Genomic DNA, 17,243 nt, shown 5'->3' with positions numbered 1-17,243 from the left:
ACTACAGTTAGTCGTTCGTTTCTCTTTAGTCTACGCTTCAAATGGCCACACTTGGCACTAATGGCATCCATTAAAAACTCCTCGCTGTTAGTCTTTTTCAACGGTAGCGCGAAGGTCACGGACGCTGCAAGCAATCTCATCTTGATGGCAAATGGGCTAGGTGACACCAACACTGTCTGCAAAATGCTACAACGCCATGGCAGGCTGCTTATCGCTAGGGAAATAAAGGGTATTCCAGCATAAGCAGAGCAAGGCATGATTCATGCGAACGTCTCTCATGAAGTTTGATTGTTTGCGACCATTGAGATGGTCGCCAAACATTCCCATCAGAATGACGTAAAAATACTAAAATCTTTTCCGCCTGAACAGACCTACAACAAAATGTAGGCATCAATCGTACGGCGATGGGGGTGTCTTGTGGCTTTCACATGGCAGCAATTTTTAATTTATATCTCTAAGAATATGATGGGAAAAATCTATCTCTACGCATTGATTGCGGCGTGTCCTTTGCTCATTGCCGCATGCGGGGGAAAAGCTGAGCCAGTACGTCGATTTAACGTGATCGATTTCGATGGCTATAAATTGCCGGGGCGTATTGAAGAGGCAAAGAAAATGGGTTTCAAGGATTGTAAATCAGGCTACGGTCACTTTGAATGTGCTCGAACAGACAAGACTACCTTGCTGGGCGTGAAGACTTTGAACGCGTCGTTGAGTCTTGAGTATAAGGACTATTTTCTGGATGACGGCACCTATAAAACCGAGTTACCTCAAGATCAAAGAGTGCCGGAAAAATTAAGCTATGAAAGCATCTCATTTCTTCTGCCAGAGACGCAGTACGAAGAGCGATGTGTAGCGAAAAAGAAACTTGATGTGTGGGATAAACCTATCGAATGTCGCAAGGATGACGAGGGAACTGAGTATCTGAAATATAAATTGCTAACTACCGGATGGTTGACGAGAGATTCGAAATTGCATCGTTATTATTTCAAAGAGGATCAACTAATCCAGATCCACATTGATCGAGATGGAAAAAATGTAGATATCAAGCAAATCTCCAGAAAAGAACGAGACTCTGCGATTCAGAGTATCAAACAAAAAATTAGTGATGCCCAAGCCAAACAGGCTGCTCAAGATGACGTACTTAAGAAGCTGAAAGATTAAACGCCGCCCGATGGCTCATCAGAGAAAATATTTATGCCAATAGCGTCGACAATGGCACCTTCGTAAGAAACCATACAAGAAGCTATCAGCGAAAGGGACGTAATGGAGTTTTCAGTACCGATCGAGCCGGATGACGAAGGTTATCTGGGACGGGAATGCCCCGAATGCGAGAAATACTTCAAGATCAAGGGCGGCACCGGCATACCGGACGTTCCTGGCTGTCACTGTCCCTACTGCAATCACGTTGACGGTCACGACACCTTCTGGACGAAGGCGCAGATCGAGTATGCGCAATCAGTGGCGCTTCACGAGGTCAGCCGCCATTTGCTGGGCGAAATGAAGAAAATGGAGCGTCGCCCCGACAGAAACGCCTTCATTTCCATCGGCATCACCGTCAAGGGTGAGCCCACTCCGATTGCGCGTTATTCCGAGCGTGAGCTGGAAGAGCGCGTGACGTGCGCTGCCTGCACGCTGCAATACACAATTTACGGTGCGTTTGGCTATTGTCCCGACTGCGGTGTTCACAATTCGCAGCAAATCGCCTGTGCGAATTTTGATCTGTCTTTGAAATTGCTGGATCTGGCCGCCGGCGCCGAGGCGAACGTGCAAGCCAAACTCGTTGAAAATGCGCTGGAAGACGTGGTATCGGCATTCGACGGCTTTGGACGAGAGCACTGTGCCGGGTTGGCCTACAAACTGTCATTTCAGAACATCGATGCCGCGCGCACCAAGCTCCAAAAGGAGGAAGGCTTCGATATTGGGGCTGGAGTAGCCCAGGACGAATGGGATTTTGTATGCGAGCAATTTCAAAAGCGTCACTTATTAGCACACAAGATGGGCATTGTTGACGAGGAGTTCGTCCGCAAGACGGATAGTAGACTTCCGGTCGGGCGCAAAGTACCGATCGAGGAAGCCGACGTGCGGAGCTTGGTCAAGATACTGAAGACGGTCGTTGATACGCTTTATGGGGGCGTGGCACGTCGGTAGAGGTTCACATAACTCGAATCTAAAAAACCTTTATAGCTTAGGCCATGCAAGTGCTATGACGAACAATATTTCTTTTAATGATGACCATTCTTTCCCCGTTGATGTCTTTCATGATGAATTGGGAAAGGTTGGAAATGCGACGTTGGCCTTTGGCCCACGAAAAGCAATTTCACTCAGATTTCGAGGGGGAACAATTGCGAAATTTGATACGGAAAAATCTTATGAAAGATTGGTAGCAACTTCACTTGAAGGCAGATCCTATACGCTGTTTAATTGTGAGCTGCATTTCGGCGACGTTTATGCAGAATACATTCTTGCTGGCGAAGCATTTAATGCTTTCGATTCCATCGAAATCGAAATGACCCACATCACTCAATGGTTTTTTCAATGGGAACGAATCATTGGTGACGTCGGGACTTCCGTTCAATGGAAGAACCGACCTTCAAGAATCTCTGCAAACGTAACATCTCCATTGGGAAATTTTTGCCTCGCAATTGATCCACATACTGATCTAACAGCAACAGCTGAGAGAAGCGAAATTCTCAATACAGCGGTTGTTTTGGTCGAAAACTCTCACTCTCATCTCGGAGTGATCGACATCCGTTCCCTCGTTACTAGTCTTTGCACGCTGTTCTCCATTCTATTGGCACTACCGGTGTCGGTACTCACTGTTCGCGCCAAAGATAAGAACGGGAAATGGCACTCTATTTATTTTCCTCACTATGAAAAAGTGGAAGAAGATGAACGAGATGCCAAAAATGGAATGCGATATCTGCTAAAGCGAAGAATCTTAGATGAGGATGCAAAATGGCAAGTCATCGCGCAAGCATTCTTTAATTCAGAATTGCGCGATCCCAATTGGATCAGACTGTCTTCAATGAAGCGATATCAGGATTTCTGGGAATACAAAGTTGCCGCCTATGTTTTCCTTCTCGACTCCTACGTAGATTTCAAGACAAAATCACTGCCCAAGAAAAACAGCAAGTCAGCTACGAATAGAATTAATCACTTCAGCAGGGAGCTATCAACCGTATCGAATTTGAATACAGAACAAAGTGCTGATATCGTTGAGCTAGCAACTAAGATCTTTGGTTCGATAGATCATTCCTTCGTCGATAAGTATCAACACGTGGTTTCAAATGTTGATCAAGACGTTCTGAAGATTATCAATTTGACGCACTCTGATTTTGTAACTTTGAAGAACTTTAGAGATGATGTTGCTCACGGGAAAACGATAACTTTTGGTAGCGCGTCAGCATCAGTTATTCCTAGACTCACCGAGAAGCTGTCGCTTCTCCTGACCTATTTTGCATTCCTAGATTTTGACTTGACCTCGGCCGATTTCATCGAGTGCATTTCTCACACATGGAATCGGATGGTCTTAAGTTCCGATATCAATGGCATGCATTTGTCGCGCGTAAATAAATCGGCGGAATTCATTACCGTATCTAAAGGCACTCTCAACACAATCAAACAGCAAACAAAAAAGCGGACTTTTTGCTGTTTTCATTTGAATCCTAACGGTGAGCCAACGTTCTCTGAATATCATACGGATCTTTACTATAAGCAGCTATTTGTTGAAAAGCCTTCCAATTCATCACAAGATCCGAATTCCATATTCCAGTTGGCAAATAGAAAAGTCCGTACGATTGGAACCTTATATTTTGAAAATGGCGAAGATCACCTTGAACTTCATCACGTATTTTTGTTTGAGCCAATTTAGACAGCCAAGGCCAACTTACCGCCTTTATTAGCCGTCCGTTCTGGAGCGACGGGATTGCGGCACTTTTGCTTCATATGCGGCGGCGATTGGCAAATTCGCTTCAGATAATCGGGCACTTTTACTTCAACGGACGGTGGCGCTCGTAGTCGGTGATAGGTCACACGAAAACGCACCTGCGACACAACTATAACAAAGCAATCCAGCCGTGGTAGCCAACGTAAAGACCAACCAGGACGATGAGGCCGCTAGAGAAGTAAGGGGCTTTACGAGCGAACTCACCGAAACCAGACCAGCGTTTTGAAGCATGGCGCACACTAATGGCAGCAATAACGCCTGAGAAAACCATCGTTAACGCCAGGCCGATGCTGAAACAAAGCACCAGGGTGGCGCCCAACGCCACCTTCTTGAGCTGCAAGCAGAGTAGCAGTACCGTAATGGCGGCGGGACACGGAATCAGGCCTCCGGTGATGCCGAATATCACAATCTGGCTATTTGTGACCTCGCGATTCTGGAAGCGTTGCTTGATGTCGTTGGCATGTGCCAACTCGTGTGGGTCCTGATAGTCCGGACTGCTGACATCCAGTCCGTTTGTCGCAGAGGCGTGTTCGTGGCCATGATGATGCTCATCCTCCTCATACACTAGGTCATAGTGATGGCCATGCTCACCATGAATAAGGGAAAGGCGAGCAGTGAAGGCATGCGGCTCAGGGATGTCGTCGATTGACTCCAGGAAGCCATCTCGCTGTACAAAAGCGAATTGCTGCGTCGAGCCATCACCACGCATCGTCTGTATGAGAACGTCACCGGCTTGCCAACTTTGTCCTTGGTTTCCTTCGTCATAAAATCGGAAGCGCGGTGGTACACCTGTCTCGAATATTTCCACACGGACAGTGCCATGCCCCGTATCCACCCATTTGGTTTCTTCATGACCCTGCGTGTGCAGCGCATGATCGTGGGATGTTTGCGCCAAAGATTGACGCCAAGTGCGCCAGGCCATCCACAGCGCAATACCGATAATCAAAACGCTCGACGCAAGCTGAAAATATGGCTCGGTGGTCTCCGCATCCCATTGGCTACCGAAGTACATACCTATGATTGCAACAAGCCAGACTACCGCTGTGTGTGAGATGGTCGCGGCAAGTCCAAGCATCACCGCCTGCCCGACAGTGCCGCGAATAGCCACGATGAAAGCGGCCATCATAGTCTTGGAATGCCCTGGTTCAAGCCCGTGTAAGGCGCCGAGCAAAATGGCGCTCGGAATGAAAAGCCAAGCGTTACCCGCTCCTTGTTGCAGGAGGGTAGAAAAATCAGTCATGCCAGTGTTCCTTACAAATACTTGGTGATTTCTTTGAATTCGCGGATGGCTTCAGCGGAATCCTTGGTGTTGTCGCCGATAGCGTGTTCGAGGCAATGTTCGATGTGATCGTGAACGAGCGCTTTCTTGGCATTGCCAACGGCGCTTTCGACCGCCTGCAGTTGCTGGGCGATTTCCAGGCAACTACGCTCTGTCTCAAGCATGGGGTTTGAGGTGCAGTGGAACGGAAAACCCGGTTAAGGAGATCAGGGGCGGTTATGGAAAACGGAGAAAATCGGGCGGTAAGCCTGGTTCAGGCTTCTTGAACCAACAGGCACGCGCGACGCGGGTGCCTGTCCTGTTGAGCCTATGTGCTATTTCTGGCCATATCCTGACTGACGTATCTACTCATCGCTCGCTGGGTTGCGCAACGGACGCAGCTCGCCCTTGGCCACTGCATCCGGTACCGAGAACGAGTACCGTCCCAACATGTTGATATGCTCGTGCAGCAACGGCGACAGCCTGGCTACGTCCTCATCCCTGACCGCGAAGCCGTCCACGCGCAACTGGTTCAGCGCCGCTTCCATGTAACTCGTGTTCCACAGCACGATCATGTTGAGCACAAGGCCGAGCGCACCGAGCTGATCTTCCTGTCCTTCGCGATAGTGCTGCCGCAGCTCGCCGCGCTTGCCATGGAAAACTGCGCGAGCGACGCTGTGCCGCCCCTCGCCACGGTTGAGCTGGGTCAGCGTGCCCCGGCGCTTGGCTTCGTCATCGATGTAGGTCAGCGTGTGCAGCGTCTTGTCGATCCGGCCGAACTCAGCGATGGCCTGGGCCAGCCTGGTCGGGCGTTCGCCGACCTGGAGCGTGCGCATGATGCCAGCGGCCGGTACCCGGCCGAGCTTGAGCGAGCCGGCCAAGCGCAGCATGTCATCCCAATGCGGTTCGATCTTTTGCAGGCTGATATTGTGTCCGGATACAGAATTGAGCAGGCAGTAGTCGGCCTTCGGGTCGATTCGCCAGAAGCGGGTACCGCCGACATCAGCCAGGCGCGGGCTGAATCGGTACCCAAGCAAGCGGAACAGGCCGAAAACCACATCGCTGTAGGCCCCCGTGTCCGTCATGATCTGGGTCGGCTGAAGGTCAGTCTGCTGTTCCAGGACCACGGCCAGCAGTACCAGGCTGTCGCGCAGCGTGCCCGGCACCGTGATGTCGTTCAGTCCTGAAAACTGGTTCGATATCAGGTTGTACCAGGTAACGCCGCGCCCGACGCCGAAGTATTTCGGGTTCGGCCCGGAATGCACTGATCGCACCGGCACCACGAACCGCATGCCGTCGGCCGAGGCGACCTCGCCGCCACCCCACAAGCTGGCAAGCGCGGAACGGCTCTGTGCGGCGACCAGCAGTGTATTCGCTGCGGTGATAGTGTCGTCGCGCAGGTAGTTCTGGTCCACCCAGGATAGCCTGTCGCGCTTAAGCGCCGGCACGTCGCCGCGAATCAGTGGCTCTGGACCAGTGTTGCAGGCTTCGGCCATCAGCACCGCGCAAATGCTCACATGTAGATCGGAAGCTCGCGCGGTACGCTCCGATATATGGGTGAAGGCGTCCGTGAAGCGGGTGCGTGCGGCAATCTCCAGGATCAGTTCCGGCAGGTCGACGCGTGGCAGCATGCCCATGACCTTGGCGCGTAGCGCGATCAGCGACGCCGGCTCATCCATTTTGTCCAACGGGCTGAGCACCAGTTCTTGTTTGTCGCCCACCTTATCGAAGCGCACGGCCGGATTCTCGGGCAACCTGGCGGCGACCGCCTGGTAGGTTCGGTCCAGTTCATCGGCCAGCGCGGTCAAGGTCGGCCCCGGCACCGCCGACAGGCCGAGCGTGCGGCAAATGATCGGGCGCGTCGATTCCCATTCAGCGCTATCGAGCAGGCCGGCGCGCGGGTCGGCGTACCGCCAGCTCGGGGCCACGAACACATCGCGTCGGCGCAGCGCGATACGCAATTCTGACAAAACGCAGAAAGTATAAGCGTGGAAGTCGATGGCATCATCCTCGCGCAGCACATGGCGTTGCCACGGCTTGGTGATGATGTCGCGCGGCGCATCGTTGCCCGGACGCTTCACCGTCATGTTGGCGCGAAGCCAGGCGAATGCAGCGATGAACGGCTCTCCTGCGGCATTCGCGCCAAACTGAACGTGTTCGGCCAGCGCAGGCAGGAAGCGGCGCACGGTCTTGTACTTGGCATCCAGCTCCTGGTAGTACACGTTGTCGGTCGGCCGAATCAGCTTGTTGACGCCGGCCATGGCCAGCGCGAGCGCGTCCGGCGAAATCCGCGCGAACAACTGTTTGCGCAGCTCGGCATCCGGCACAGTTTCGTCCAGCAGCAACTGGCAGGCGCTGGCGAGGGTGGCCGCCGCTTCGTCAAGGTCTTTGAGCGATCGGAGGCGCGATTTTCTGTCGGCTTTCACAGCGTCACCGAAAAGCTCCCGCAAGATGACCTCAAGGACCTCCAGGGCGTCGTCCTGTGCCGATGCTTCGAGGCAGTGCACGAACGCGACCAGCGTTGCCAAGCGGCGCAGCGCCGGCAGGCGCAGAATCGCGCTGGCCTTGGCGGCTCCGGCGAAGCGGGCCAAGGCCGCGACCCGCGTGGCCGGGATGCGCGTGGCGGCCGGCAACCGGATGCCAAGCTCACGGACGGCTTGCAGCCGCATCAGCGCCAGGCTCATCGACCGGCTGCTGGCCACTACCGGGCCGGTACGCAGGCGATCCAGCGGCGAATTTCGCGTACCGCCAGAAGAGACCAGGAGGCCTTCCAGACGGGTTTGCTGGTCCAGGCTGATCCCATTGGCAAGCGAGCGCCAAAGGCGCTCCTCGACGCGGATGCGCAAGCGCGCAACGTACCGTTCGAGCGTCGTGCAACCGGGCAGCAGCACCTTGTGCGTCACCAGCCATGTCGTGGCCCGCTCAAACAGCACGCTTGGCCGGTCGGTGCCGGTCCAGCAAAGGGCGTACAGCCACCGGGTCAGGCGGAAGGCGATCAGGGGTTCCGTGAAATCGACATATCCATAAGACGCGCGAATCTCGGTTGCATGCTGCCAGCGCTGCTCGCCAACACTGTAGGCACTCGCCTTGTCCAACGCCTCGATGCGCAGTTGCTTGGCCAGCGTCCGCAGCACGGGCTGGGGCACGGCCAGCGGGTCTTCCAGGAACGTGCCCAAGTAGCGCACCGTCCCGAGTTGGACGGCAAAGCCGAGCCGATTGTGCGCGCCGCGCTTCTGCGCGATTAGCGCATGGTCGGTGTCGTCCAAGTGAAAATACCGGGCAAGGTCGTGAGGGGACGGTGGGCCGGCGTAGCGGCCGTAGTTTTCGCGCTGGTCATTCGAGAGAAAGCTGACTGGCATGAGTTCTCCTACTGAGTTCGGGCGGTCATTTCGCGGGGCTCTACAAGGACTAATCGACCTTGTAGAGCCGATGTTTTGACGCTATCCGAGCAGCAGTGTCGGCACGGTGGCGGCGTGTAGGATATCGCTGGTCTTGCTGCCAAAAAGCAGACTGCGCAGCGGAGAATGGCTATATGCGCCCATGATAAGCAGGTCGATGGACTGGTCAATCACAGTCTTGGCAATGATGGCATCCACATCGCCGAAAGCGAGCGAAGCGACCACTTCAAAGCCTGCTGACTCCAACGTCATTTTGGCCCATTCAAGCTGCTTTGCTGCGTCCCGACTTTCCTTACCAGACATCAGCAAATATATTGGGATGCCACGGAAAAGTGGGCTGGTCGCCACCATCTCCACGCCGCGGCGGGTGACGATGCCACCGTCGAAAGCGATCATCACGCGCTGCGGTTCCTTGAAATTCGCCGTCACAGTGAGGACGGGCTGGTGCAGTGCACGCACCACCCGTTCAACATTGCGTCCCAGCTTGCGTTCGGTCGAGTCGGCAGTCTCGCCACGACGCCCCAAGACGACGAGGCGGACACCGCTTCCCTGTTCCGCGATGGTTTCTTCCAGTTCGCCATGGCGCTGACGCACATCCACGGACCAGGCACCGGCGGCACGGGCACGCTCGCGCAATCGGTTCAAGAAGACCCTGCCTTGTTCCCGCGCGGCTGTGGTGCGTGCTTCGTCCTCGGCGGAAAGCTGTTTCAGCAGCGTCTCATGCGCGTCAATCCCGATAGCACCGCTATGATCCTTTCCCGATCCGATCTCTGGATGGTGGTCGATAACATGCAGGAATTCCAGCGGTGCGCTCATTCGGAGGGAGGCCCAAGCTGCGTAGTCGGCGACATATTCGGCGAAGTGCGATTGGTCCACACATGCCAGCACTTTGTTCTCGTTGTTCATAGTCATGTCTCCGTTTAATGACCCATCAGCATGTCTTCGGCGCCGTCTTTGTCATGCACGGCAAACTTGTCCACCAGCGTGGTGCTGGCCTCATTGAGCCCGATGACCTCGACCTCCGTCCCATCGCGGCGGAATTTGACGACTACCTTGTCTAAGGCGCTAACCGCCGTAATGTCCCAGAAGTGGGCGCGGCTGACATCGATACGAACTCGGTCGATGACTTCCTTGTAGTCGAAGGCATTAACGAACCGATCCGCCGAAGCAAAAAAGACCTGGCCGGCTACTTGATAGGTACGCACACGGCCCTCGTCTTCGGACATTGAACTCACGCGCAGGATCTGTCCCACTTTATTGGCGAAGAAAAAGCCAGACAGGAGCACCCCTACCAGCACGCCCTTGGCCAAGTCGTGCGTCATGACGACGACGACAACCGTGGCCACCATGACTAGGCTGGAACTTTTTGGATGATCGCGCAAGTTGCGGATCGAGGCCCAGTTAAAGGTTCCGATGGATACCATGATCATTACAGCGACCAGGGCCGCCATCGGAATCCGCGCAACCCAATCGCCGATGAACACCACCATCAGCAATAGGAATACGCCGGCTGCAAGGGTAGAAAGCCTTCCGCGTCCTCCGGACTTTACATTGATTACTGACTGACCAATCATGGCGCAACCGGCCATGCCCCCGAGGAAGCCCGTGGCGATATTGGCGATGCCTTGGCCCACGCACTCACGGTTCTTATTGCTATTGGAGTCGGTCAGGTCATCCACAATCGAAGCGGTCATCATGGACTCAAGCAGTCCGACGACGGCAAGCGTAGCCGATACCGGGAAGATGATTGAAAGCGTCTCCAGGTTCAACGGCAGATCAGGTAACAGGAACACCGGCAAGCTGTCAGGTAGCTTGCCCATGTCGCCCACAGTGCGGATATCGATACCGGCGAGGATCGCCACGGCGGTCAATACCACGATAGCGACCAGCGGGGAGGGAACAGCCTTGGTGATGTATGGAAACAGGTAAATGATAGCCAGACCTGCCGCCGTCATCGCGTATACGTGCCAGCTCACGTTGGTCAGCTCGGGCAGCTGCGCCATGAAGATCAGAATCGCCAGCGCGTTGACAAAACCTGTGATGACGGACCGCGAGACGAAGCGCATCAGCGCGCCGAGTCTAAGCCAGCCAGCAAGGATTTGCAGAATTCCCGTCAGGATCGTGGCGGCCAGCAGATATTGCAAGCCATGGTCCTTGACCAGCGTGACCATGACCAGAGCCATTGCACCGGTGGCGGCGGAAATCATACCTGGGCGGCCGCCTGCAAACGCGATAATTGCAGCGATACTGAACGAAGCATACAAGCCCACTTTGGGATCGACCCCGGCGATAATCGAAAAGGCAATTGCTTCAGGGATAAGCGCTAGCGCGACAACCATGCCCGCTAAAAGATCGTTTCGGACATTGGAAAGCCAGTCCTGGCGTAAGGATTTCATCATTCTTGATTCCATTGATTGTGCCTGCCACAGGGGCAAGGGGCGAACGTGAACACGTCTTTCCGGCCAGCGGAAATGAGAGGGAACCAGGAAATCCAGGAACGGAAAGACGCAATGAATCGGACGTGCAGCCTCGTGCGACAGGTGGAGGTAATACTGAGATCGCAGCGAGGAAGGAGGCTTACACGGGTGGAAATTCCGATTGATTAAAGGCTTAGCCTTTGGGAAACTCATTTTAGCTTACCGGCAGACGCCATGTCAATTTGGGCTATACCCTAACCTGTGTCATTTTCAGAAGACGACTGCACCAATCAACGAGGCATGAAGCCTGTTGTGCATACGACTCCTGATTGCTCAATATCAGAACTCATCTGCACGAAACTCGTCTATGCTCAATACTCGTGTGCACCAAAGCGAGGTGAGCATGGCGACCGATACCGTACCGATTGCCGAACACGGCGTAGCCACCCTTCCAGATCAGGCATGGGAGCGTGCGCGTCGTCGCGCAGAGATCATTGGGCCGTTGGCGCAGTCGGAGACGGTCGGGCATGAAGCGGCCGGTGCGGCAGCCCAGGCACTGGGTCTGTCCCAGCGGCAGGTCTACGTCCTGATCCGCCGTGCCCGGCAAGGTTCTGGGCTGGTCACTGACTTGGCTCTTGGACAGTCAAGCGGTGGCAAAGGTAAAGGTCGCTTGCCGGAGTCGGTCGAGCGCATCATCCGTGAGCTGCTGCAAAAGCGCTTCCTGACCAAGCAAAAGCGCAGCCTGGCGGCGTTCCACCGCGAAGTTGCGCGGGCGTGCAAGCTGCAAAAGCTGCGGGTGCCGGCGCGCAACACGGTGGCGTTGCGGATCGCGAGCCTTGACCCACTCAAGACCACTCGCCTTCGGGAAGGCCAGGATGCGTCCCGCACCCTGCAAGGTGCCGGCGGCGTTCCGCCGCCAGTCTCTGCGCCGCTGGAGCAGGTACAGATCGACCACACAGTCATCGACCTGATCGTGGTAGACGAGCGCGACCGGCAACCGATTGGCCGTCCGTACCTGACCCTCGCCATCGACGTATTCACCCGCTGCGTGGTTGGCATGGTTGTCACGTTGGAAGCACCATCCGCCGTCTCGGTCGGCCTGTGTCTTGTGCATGCCGGCTGCGACAAGCGCCCTTGGTTGGAAGCGTTGGACGTAGAGATGGGCTGGTCGATGAGCGGCAAGCCCAGGCTGCTTTACCTGGACAACGCGGCCGAGTTCAAGAGCGAGGCGCTGCGCCGTGGCTGCGAGCAGCATGGCATTCGGTTGGACTATCGCCCGCTCGGGCAGCCGCACTACGGCGGCATCGTGGAACGGATCATCGGCACGGCGATGCAGATGATCCACGACGAATTGCCAGGGACGACCTTCTCCAACCCAGACCAGCGTGGGGAATACGCCTCCGAAAAAATGGCCGCCCTGACACTGCGCGAGCTGGAGCGTTGGCTCACATTGGCGGTCGGCACCTATCACGGCTCCGTGCACAACGGCCTGCTCCAACCGCCGGCCGCGCGCTGGGCCGAAGCTATCGCACGGACCGGCGTGCCAACCGTCATCACTCGCGCCACGGCTTTTCTGGTCGATTTTCTGCCCATCATCCGCCGCACGCTGACCCGCACCGGCTTCGTCATCGACCACATCCACTACTACGCCGATGCGCTCAAGCCGTGGATTGCTCGGCGTGACCGCTTGCCCGCGTTCCTGATCCGGCGCGACCCGCGCGACATCAGCCGCATTTGGGCGCTGGAACCAGAGGGTCTGCACTACCTGGAAATTCCCTACCGTACCTTGTCGCACCCGGCTGTCACCCTCTGGGAACAACGACAGGCGCTAGCGAAATTGCGGCAGCAAGGGCGTGAACAGGTGGATGAGTCGGCGCTGTTCCGCATGATCGGTCAGATGCGCGAAATCGTGACCACCGCGCAGAAGGCTACGCGCAAGGCGCGGCGCGACGCGGATCGACGCCAGCACCTCAAGGCAACGGCACCGCCTGTCAAAACCACACCACCGCCGGACGCGGACATGGCTGACCCGCAGGCAGACAACCAGCCACCTGCCAAACCGTTCGACCAGATTGAGGAGTGGTAGCCGTGGAAGAATATCCCATCATCGACCTGTCCCACCTACTGCCGGCGGCCCAAGGCTTGGCTCGTCTCCCGGCCGACGAGCGCATCCATCGCCTTCGCGCCGACCGCTGGATCGGCTATCCGCGAGCAGTCGAGGCGCTGAACCGGTTGGAAGCCCTGTATGCGTGGCCAAACAAGCAACGCATGCCCAACCTGCTGCTGGTCGGCCCGACCAACAATGGCAAGTCGATGATCGTCGAGAAGTTCCGCCGCACTCACCCGGCCAGCTCCGACTCCGACCAGGAGCACATCCCGGTGTTGGTCGTGCAGATGCCGTCCGAGCCGTCGGTGATCCGCTTCTACGTCGCGCTGCTCGCGGCGATGGGTGCGCCATTGCGACCGCGTCCACGGCTGCCGGAAATGGAGCAACTGGCGCTTGCACTGCTGCGCAAGGTCGGCGTGCGCATACTGGTGATCGACGAGTTGCACAACGTCCTGGCCGGTAACAGCGTCAACCGCCGGGAATTCCTCAATCTCCTGCGCTTCCTCGGCAATGAACTGCGCATCCCGCTGGTCGGGGTCGGCACGCGCGACGCCTACCTGGCCATCCGCTCGGATGACCAGTTGGAAAACCGCTTCGAGCCGATGATGCTGCCGGTTTGGGAGGCCAACGACGATTGCTGCTCACTGCTGGCCAGCTTCGCCGCTTCGCTTCCACTGCGGCGCCATTCGTCGATTGCCACGCTGGACATGGCCCGCTACCTGCTCACACGCAGCGAGGGCACCATAGGAGAACTGGCGCACTTGCTGATGGCGGCGGCCATCGTCGCCGTGGAGAGCGGCGAGGAAGCGATCAACCATCGCACGCTCAGCATGGCCGATTACACCGGACCCAGCGAGCGGCGGCGGCAATTCGAGCGGGAACTGATGTGAAGCCAGCGCCACGCTGGCCACTGCATCCGGCTCCCAGGGAAGGCGAAGCCTTGTCGTCATGGCTCAACCGCGTGGCCCTTTGCTATCACATGGAGGTGTCCGACCTGCTGGAGCACGATCTTGGCCACGGCCAGGTTGATGACCTGGACTCGCCACCACTGGCGCTGCTGGCGATGCTCTCCCAGCGGAGCGGCATCGAGCTGGACCGGCTGCGTTGCATGAGTCTCGCCGGCTGGGTGCCTTGGCTACTGGACAGCCTTGATGATCAGATTCCAGATGCCTTGGAAACCTATGCGTTTCAGTTCTCGGTGTTGCTGCCGAGACTTCGCCGTAAGACGCGATCCATCACGAGCTGGCGCGCCTGGCTGCCCAGCCAGCCGTTACATCGCGGCTGTCCGCTCTGCCTGAACGATCCGGCAAACCAAGCCGTACTGCTCGCGTGGAAGTTGCCCCTGATGCTGAGCTGCCCGCTGCATGGGTGCTGGCTGGAATCCTATTGGGGCGTGCCTGGGCGGTTTCTCGGCTGGGAGAACGCCGACACCCCGCCGCGCACCGCCAGCGACGCGATTGCGTCGATGGACCAGCGTACCTGGCAGGCACTGACAACCGGCCACGTGGAGCTGCCGCGCCGACGCATCCACGCCGGATTGTGGTTTCGGCTGCTACGCACGCTGCTCGATGAGCTGAATACCCCGCTTTCGGCGTGCGGCACCTACGCGGGGTATCTCCGCCAAGTCTGGGAAGGCTGCGGGCATCCGCTGCGTGCTGGGCAAAGTCTGTGGCGAACGTATGAAACCCTGAACCCGGCAGTATGGTTGCAGATGCTGGAGGCGGCGGCAACGGCAATCAGCTTGATTGAGGTGAGGGATATAAGCCCACCAGGCGAGCAGGCAAAGCTATTCTGGTCCGAGCCCCCAACCGGGTTCACCAGTGCCCTGCCGGCGAAAGCGCCGAAGCCCGAACCCGTCAATCACTGGCAGCGTGCAGTCCAGGCCATCGACGAGGCCATCATTGAAGCGCGGCACAACCCCGAGACGGCACGCTCGCTGTTCGCGTTGGCTTCCTATGGTCGGCGCGACCCCGCTTCTCTGGAACAGTTGCGCGCAACCTTCACGAAGGAAGGCATCCCTCCGAAATTTCTGTCACATTACGAGCCTGACGGACCCTTTACATGTCTTAGACAGAATGACGGGTTAAGTGACATATTTTGACGGCCCAAACTTTCCGGCGCACACTGTCACATAATCGAACGTATATGTGACAGGTGCAATATGCTGATTGGCTACATGCGGGTGTCGAAGGCGGATGGTTCCCAGGCGACCGACTTGCAGCGCGACGCGCTGGTTGCTGCCGGCGTCGATCCGGCCCACCTCTATGAAGACCAGGCGTCCGGCAAGCGCGAGGACCGCCCCGGCCTGGTAAGTTGCCTGAAGGCGCTACGGCCCGGCGACACGCTGGTCGTGTGGAAGCTGGATCGCCTCGGACGTGACCTGCGCCACCTGATCAACACCGTGCACGATCTGACCGGGCGCGGCATCGGGTTAAAGGTACTGACCGGCCACGGCGCGGCCATCGACACCACGACCGCCGCCGGCAAGCTGGTCTTTGGCATCTTCGCAGCACTGGCCGAGTTCGAGCGTGAACTGATCGCCGAACGGACCATCGCGGGGCTGGCGTCGGCGCGGGCGCGCGGCAGGAAGGGCGGGCACCGCAGCCAAGCTGCGCCTGGCGATGGCAGCGATGGGGCAGCCGGAAACCAAGGTCGGCGATCTGTGTCAGGAACTCGGCATCACGCGGCAGACCCTGTACCGGCACATCTCGCCGCAAGGCGAGCTGCGCCCGGATGGGGAGAGGCTGCTCTCCAGGGCCTGACAAACTGAAAGCGTGTTACACCAAGGCGTGTAGCCCTTGGTAACCTACGTACAGCCCAACCAGAACAATCAACCCGCCAGAGAAATAAGGAGCCTTGCGGGCAAATTCGCCGAAACCACTCCAGCGCTTGGACACGTGTTTGACGCTCAGCGCGGCAAGGGCGCCGGAAGCTACCATCGTCAGAGCCAGACCGATGCTAAAGCACAGAACAAGGGTCGCACCCAGCGCGATCTTCTTCAATTGCAAGCAGAGTAGCAGCACGGTGATCGACGCCGGGCAGGGAATCAGCCCACCCGTCAGGCCGAAGACGATGATTTGTCCTGTGGTCACTTCGCGGCCGGCAAAACGGCGGCGAATGTCGTTGGCGTGGGCCAGCTCATGCGGGTCTTGGTAGCCCGGTGCCGATACATCCAGCCCTTCGTAGTCCTTGATGGCGTGGTGATGGTCATCGTGCTCGACGAATTCGACGTCGTAGTCATGACTGTGGTGGTCATGGCCCAGCTTCAAACGGGCGACGAACTCGTGCGGCTCGGGAATCTCCTGCCCTGATTCGACGAAACCATCACGCTGCACGAAAGTGAAGGTCTGGCGGCTGCCGTCCGGACGCTCCGTCTCGATTTTTACCTGGTCAGCCGCCCACACATGGCCATGCTTGCTTTCGCGGTACAGGCGAAAGCGCGGCGGAACATCCTTTTCAAACACTTCCAGACGCACTACGCCATGGCCGGTGTCGATGTGCTTGGCTTCATCGTGGTGGTGATCGTGGTCATGGCTGTGGTCGTGGAAGCACGCACGTTGGGCACGCCATGTACGCCAGATCATCCAGGCCGCGACGCCGATGATCAGCACAGCCGAAACGACCTGGAAATAAGGCTCGGTCGCCTCGGCGTTCCAGTTGCGGCCGAAATACAGTCCAGCCATCGCAACAGCCCACACCACGGCCGTGTGCGAGAGGGTCTCCGTGGGATTGAACTTATTCAGTCATCGGACCCAAGGTGCCGAGCCAGGCGACCAACGCCAGAATCAGGAACGCGCAACAGGTTTCGACGAAAAGGCTTCTGCGTAGAGCAGCAATCGCCGTGGCGTGTTCTCCCGAAACTTGGACTCGTTCCAACAACGGGCTCAAGCGGTAGCGATTCGCGGCAGCCAGAGCCAGCATCAAGCCGAACAGGCCGAGCTTGGCGATTAATAGTTGCCCGTAGGGAGAAGAGAAAAGCCCTGTAATGGTGGGGCCCACAATCAGCCAGTAGTTCAGCGCACCGGTGATCACCAACGATCCGACGATGAGTGTGCCCATCAGCGCAAAGCCGTTGAGCGTTCGGCTGAGTAGAGAAACATCTGCCGGGGCGTTGCCG

General features: G+C 57.1%; 14 protein-coding genes and 1 pseudogene. 8 read left to right on the top strand and 7 right to left on the bottom strand.

What is annotated here, in order from left to right; translation table 11 throughout:
• The 4 genes from AKL28_RS25135 to AKL28_RS24655 all read left to right on the top strand — a co-directional run.
• Positions 1-243, top strand: a 243-nt coding sequence (locus AKL28_RS25135) for a hypothetical protein (RefSeq protein ID WP_231602586.1), incomplete at its 5' end; no start/stop codon positions are given.
• 174 nt (positions 244-417) lie between these two features.
• Complete coding sequence (locus tag AKL28_RS21315) at positions 418-1,161, top strand: hypothetical protein (protein ID WP_155835295.1); 744 nt, start codon at positions 418-420, stop codon at positions 1,159-1,161.
• A 102-nt stretch (positions 1,162-1,263) separates the two neighbouring features.
• A complete protein-coding gene (locus AKL28_RS21310) occupies positions 1,264-2,148 on the top strand; it encodes a hypothetical protein (RefSeq protein ID WP_050470330.1) in 885 nt (294 codons plus the stop codon).
• Between the two features lie 55 nt (positions 2,149-2,203).
• Entirely contained in the window at positions 2,204-3,871 is a 1,668-nt protein-coding gene (locus tag AKL28_RS24655; RefSeq protein ID WP_155835293.1) for a hypothetical protein, read from the top strand.
• Positions 3,872-4,055: 184 nt separating this feature from the next.
• Here AKL28_RS24655 and AKL28_RS21300 read toward each other — a convergent pair whose 3' ends face one another.
• From AKL28_RS21300 to AKL28_RS21280, 5 genes are all read right to left on the bottom strand, one after another.
• A complete protein-coding gene (locus AKL28_RS21300; protein WP_034302003.1) occupies positions 4,056-5,186 on the bottom strand; it encodes a nickel/cobalt efflux protein RcnA in 1,131 nt (376 codons plus the stop codon).
• Positions 5,187-5,197: 11 nt separating this feature from the next.
• Positions 5,198-5,389 (bottom strand): metal-sensing transcriptional repressor, encoded by a 192-nt coding sequence (locus tag AKL28_RS21295; RefSeq protein WP_050470328.1) that lies wholly within the window; start codon positions 5,387-5,389, stop codon positions 5,198-5,200.
• A gap of 180 nt (positions 5,390-5,569) precedes the next feature.
• Positions 5,570-8,563 carry a Tn3 family transposase gene (locus tag AKL28_RS21290; protein ID WP_034303475.1) on the bottom strand — a complete coding sequence of 998 codons (2,994 nt, stop codon included), beginning with the start codon at positions 8,561-8,563 and terminating at the stop codon, positions 5,570-5,572.
• A gap of 81 nt (positions 8,564-8,644) precedes the next feature.
• Positions 8,645-9,508: a universal stress protein gene (locus AKL28_RS21285; RefSeq protein WP_034303473.1), complete on the bottom strand. Its 864-nt coding sequence runs from the start codon at positions 9,506-9,508 to the stop codon at positions 8,645-8,647.
• A gap of 14 nt (positions 9,509-9,522) precedes the next feature.
• On the bottom strand, positions 9,523-11,001 hold the full coding sequence (locus tag AKL28_RS21280; protein WP_174525368.1) for a SulP family inorganic anion transporter: 1,479 nt from the start codon (positions 10,999-11,001) through the stop codon (positions 9,523-9,525).
• Between the two features lie 385 nt (positions 11,002-11,386).
• On the opposite strand from AKL28_RS21280, the gene AKL28_RS21275 reads away from it, so the two are divergent.
• Genes AKL28_RS21275 through AKL28_RS21260 form a run of 4 tightly spaced genes read left to right on the top strand, consistent with a single transcriptional unit; the run spans position 11,387 to position 15,896 of the window.
• Positions 11,387-13,105 carry a Mu transposase C-terminal domain-containing protein gene (locus tag AKL28_RS21275; RefSeq protein ID WP_034303471.1) on the top strand — a complete coding sequence of 573 codons (1,719 nt, stop codon included), beginning with the start codon at positions 11,387-11,389 and terminating at the stop codon, positions 13,103-13,105.
• A 2-nt stretch (positions 13,106-13,107) separates the two neighbouring features.
• Entirely contained in the window at positions 13,108-14,016 is a 909-nt protein-coding gene (locus AKL28_RS21270; RefSeq protein ID WP_034303469.1) for a TniB family NTP-binding protein, read from the top strand.
• Positions 14,013-15,227: a TniQ family protein gene (locus tag AKL28_RS21265; protein WP_034303467.1), complete on the top strand. Its 1,215-nt coding sequence runs from the start codon at positions 14,013-14,015 to the stop codon at positions 15,225-15,227. The genes AKL28_RS21270 and AKL28_RS21265 overlap by 4 nt, the downstream gene beginning before the upstream one ends.
• 60 nt (positions 15,228-15,287) lie before the next feature.
• Positions 15,288-15,896 (top strand): recombinase family protein, encoded by a 609-nt coding sequence (locus AKL28_RS21260; RefSeq protein ID WP_462491135.1) that lies wholly within the window; start codon positions 15,288-15,290, stop codon positions 15,894-15,896.
• Positions 15,897-15,903: 7 nt separating this feature from the next.
• Here AKL28_RS21260 and AKL28_RS21255 read toward each other — a convergent pair.
• Positions 15,904-16,845: pseudogene (locus AKL28_RS21255) on the bottom strand (nickel/cobalt efflux transporter); the annotation flags it as partial.
• Positions 16,846-16,861: 16 nt separating this feature from the next.
• Positions 16,862-17,243, bottom strand: a 382-nt coding sequence (locus AKL28_RS24650; protein WP_197091074.1) for a CopD family protein, incomplete at its 5' end; no start/stop codon positions are given.

This window comes from Herbaspirillum chlorophenolicum, from assembly GCF_001189955.1.
In the GTDB taxonomy this organism is placed as follows: Bacteria; Pseudomonadota; Gammaproteobacteria; order Burkholderiales; family Burkholderiaceae_D; genus Herbaspirillum; species Herbaspirillum chlorophenolicum.
Note: the sequence above shows the minus strand (reverse complement) of the source record. Positions and strands in the feature narration are given on the sequence as shown.

Coding starts and splice junctions, on each gene's coding strand:
- AKL28_RS21295 (WP_050470328.1), bottom strand. CDS start 5,389: ATGCTTGAGACAGAGCGTAGTTGCCTGGAAATCGCCCAGCAACTGCAG.
- AKL28_RS21285 (WP_034303473.1), bottom strand. CDS start 9,508: ATGAACAACGAGAACAAAGTGCTGGCATGTGTGGACCAATCGCACTTC.
- AKL28_RS24655 (WP_155835293.1), top strand. CDS start 2,204: ATGACGAACAATATTTCTTTTAATGATGACCATTCTTTCCCCGTTGAT.
- AKL28_RS21275 (WP_034303471.1), top strand. CDS start 11,387: ATGCTCAATACTCGTGTGCACCAAAGCGAGGTGAGCATGGCGACCGAT.
- AKL28_RS21260 (WP_462491135.1), top strand. CDS start 15,288: ATGCTGATTGGCTACATGCGGGTGTCGAAGGCGGATGGTTCCCAGGCG.
- AKL28_RS21290 (WP_034303475.1), bottom strand. CDS start 8,563: ATGCCAGTCAGCTTTCTCTCGAATGACCAGCGCGAAAACTACGGCCGC.
- AKL28_RS21280 (WP_174525368.1), bottom strand. CDS start 11,001: ATGATGAAATCCTTACGCCAGGACTGGCTTTCCAATGTCCGAAACGAT.
- AKL28_RS21300 (WP_034302003.1), bottom strand. CDS start 5,186: ATGACTGATTTTTCTACCCTCCTGCAACAAGGAGCGGGTAACGCTTGG.
- AKL28_RS21310 (WP_050470330.1), top strand. CDS start 1,264: ATGGAGTTTTCAGTACCGATCGAGCCGGATGACGAAGGTTATCTGGGA.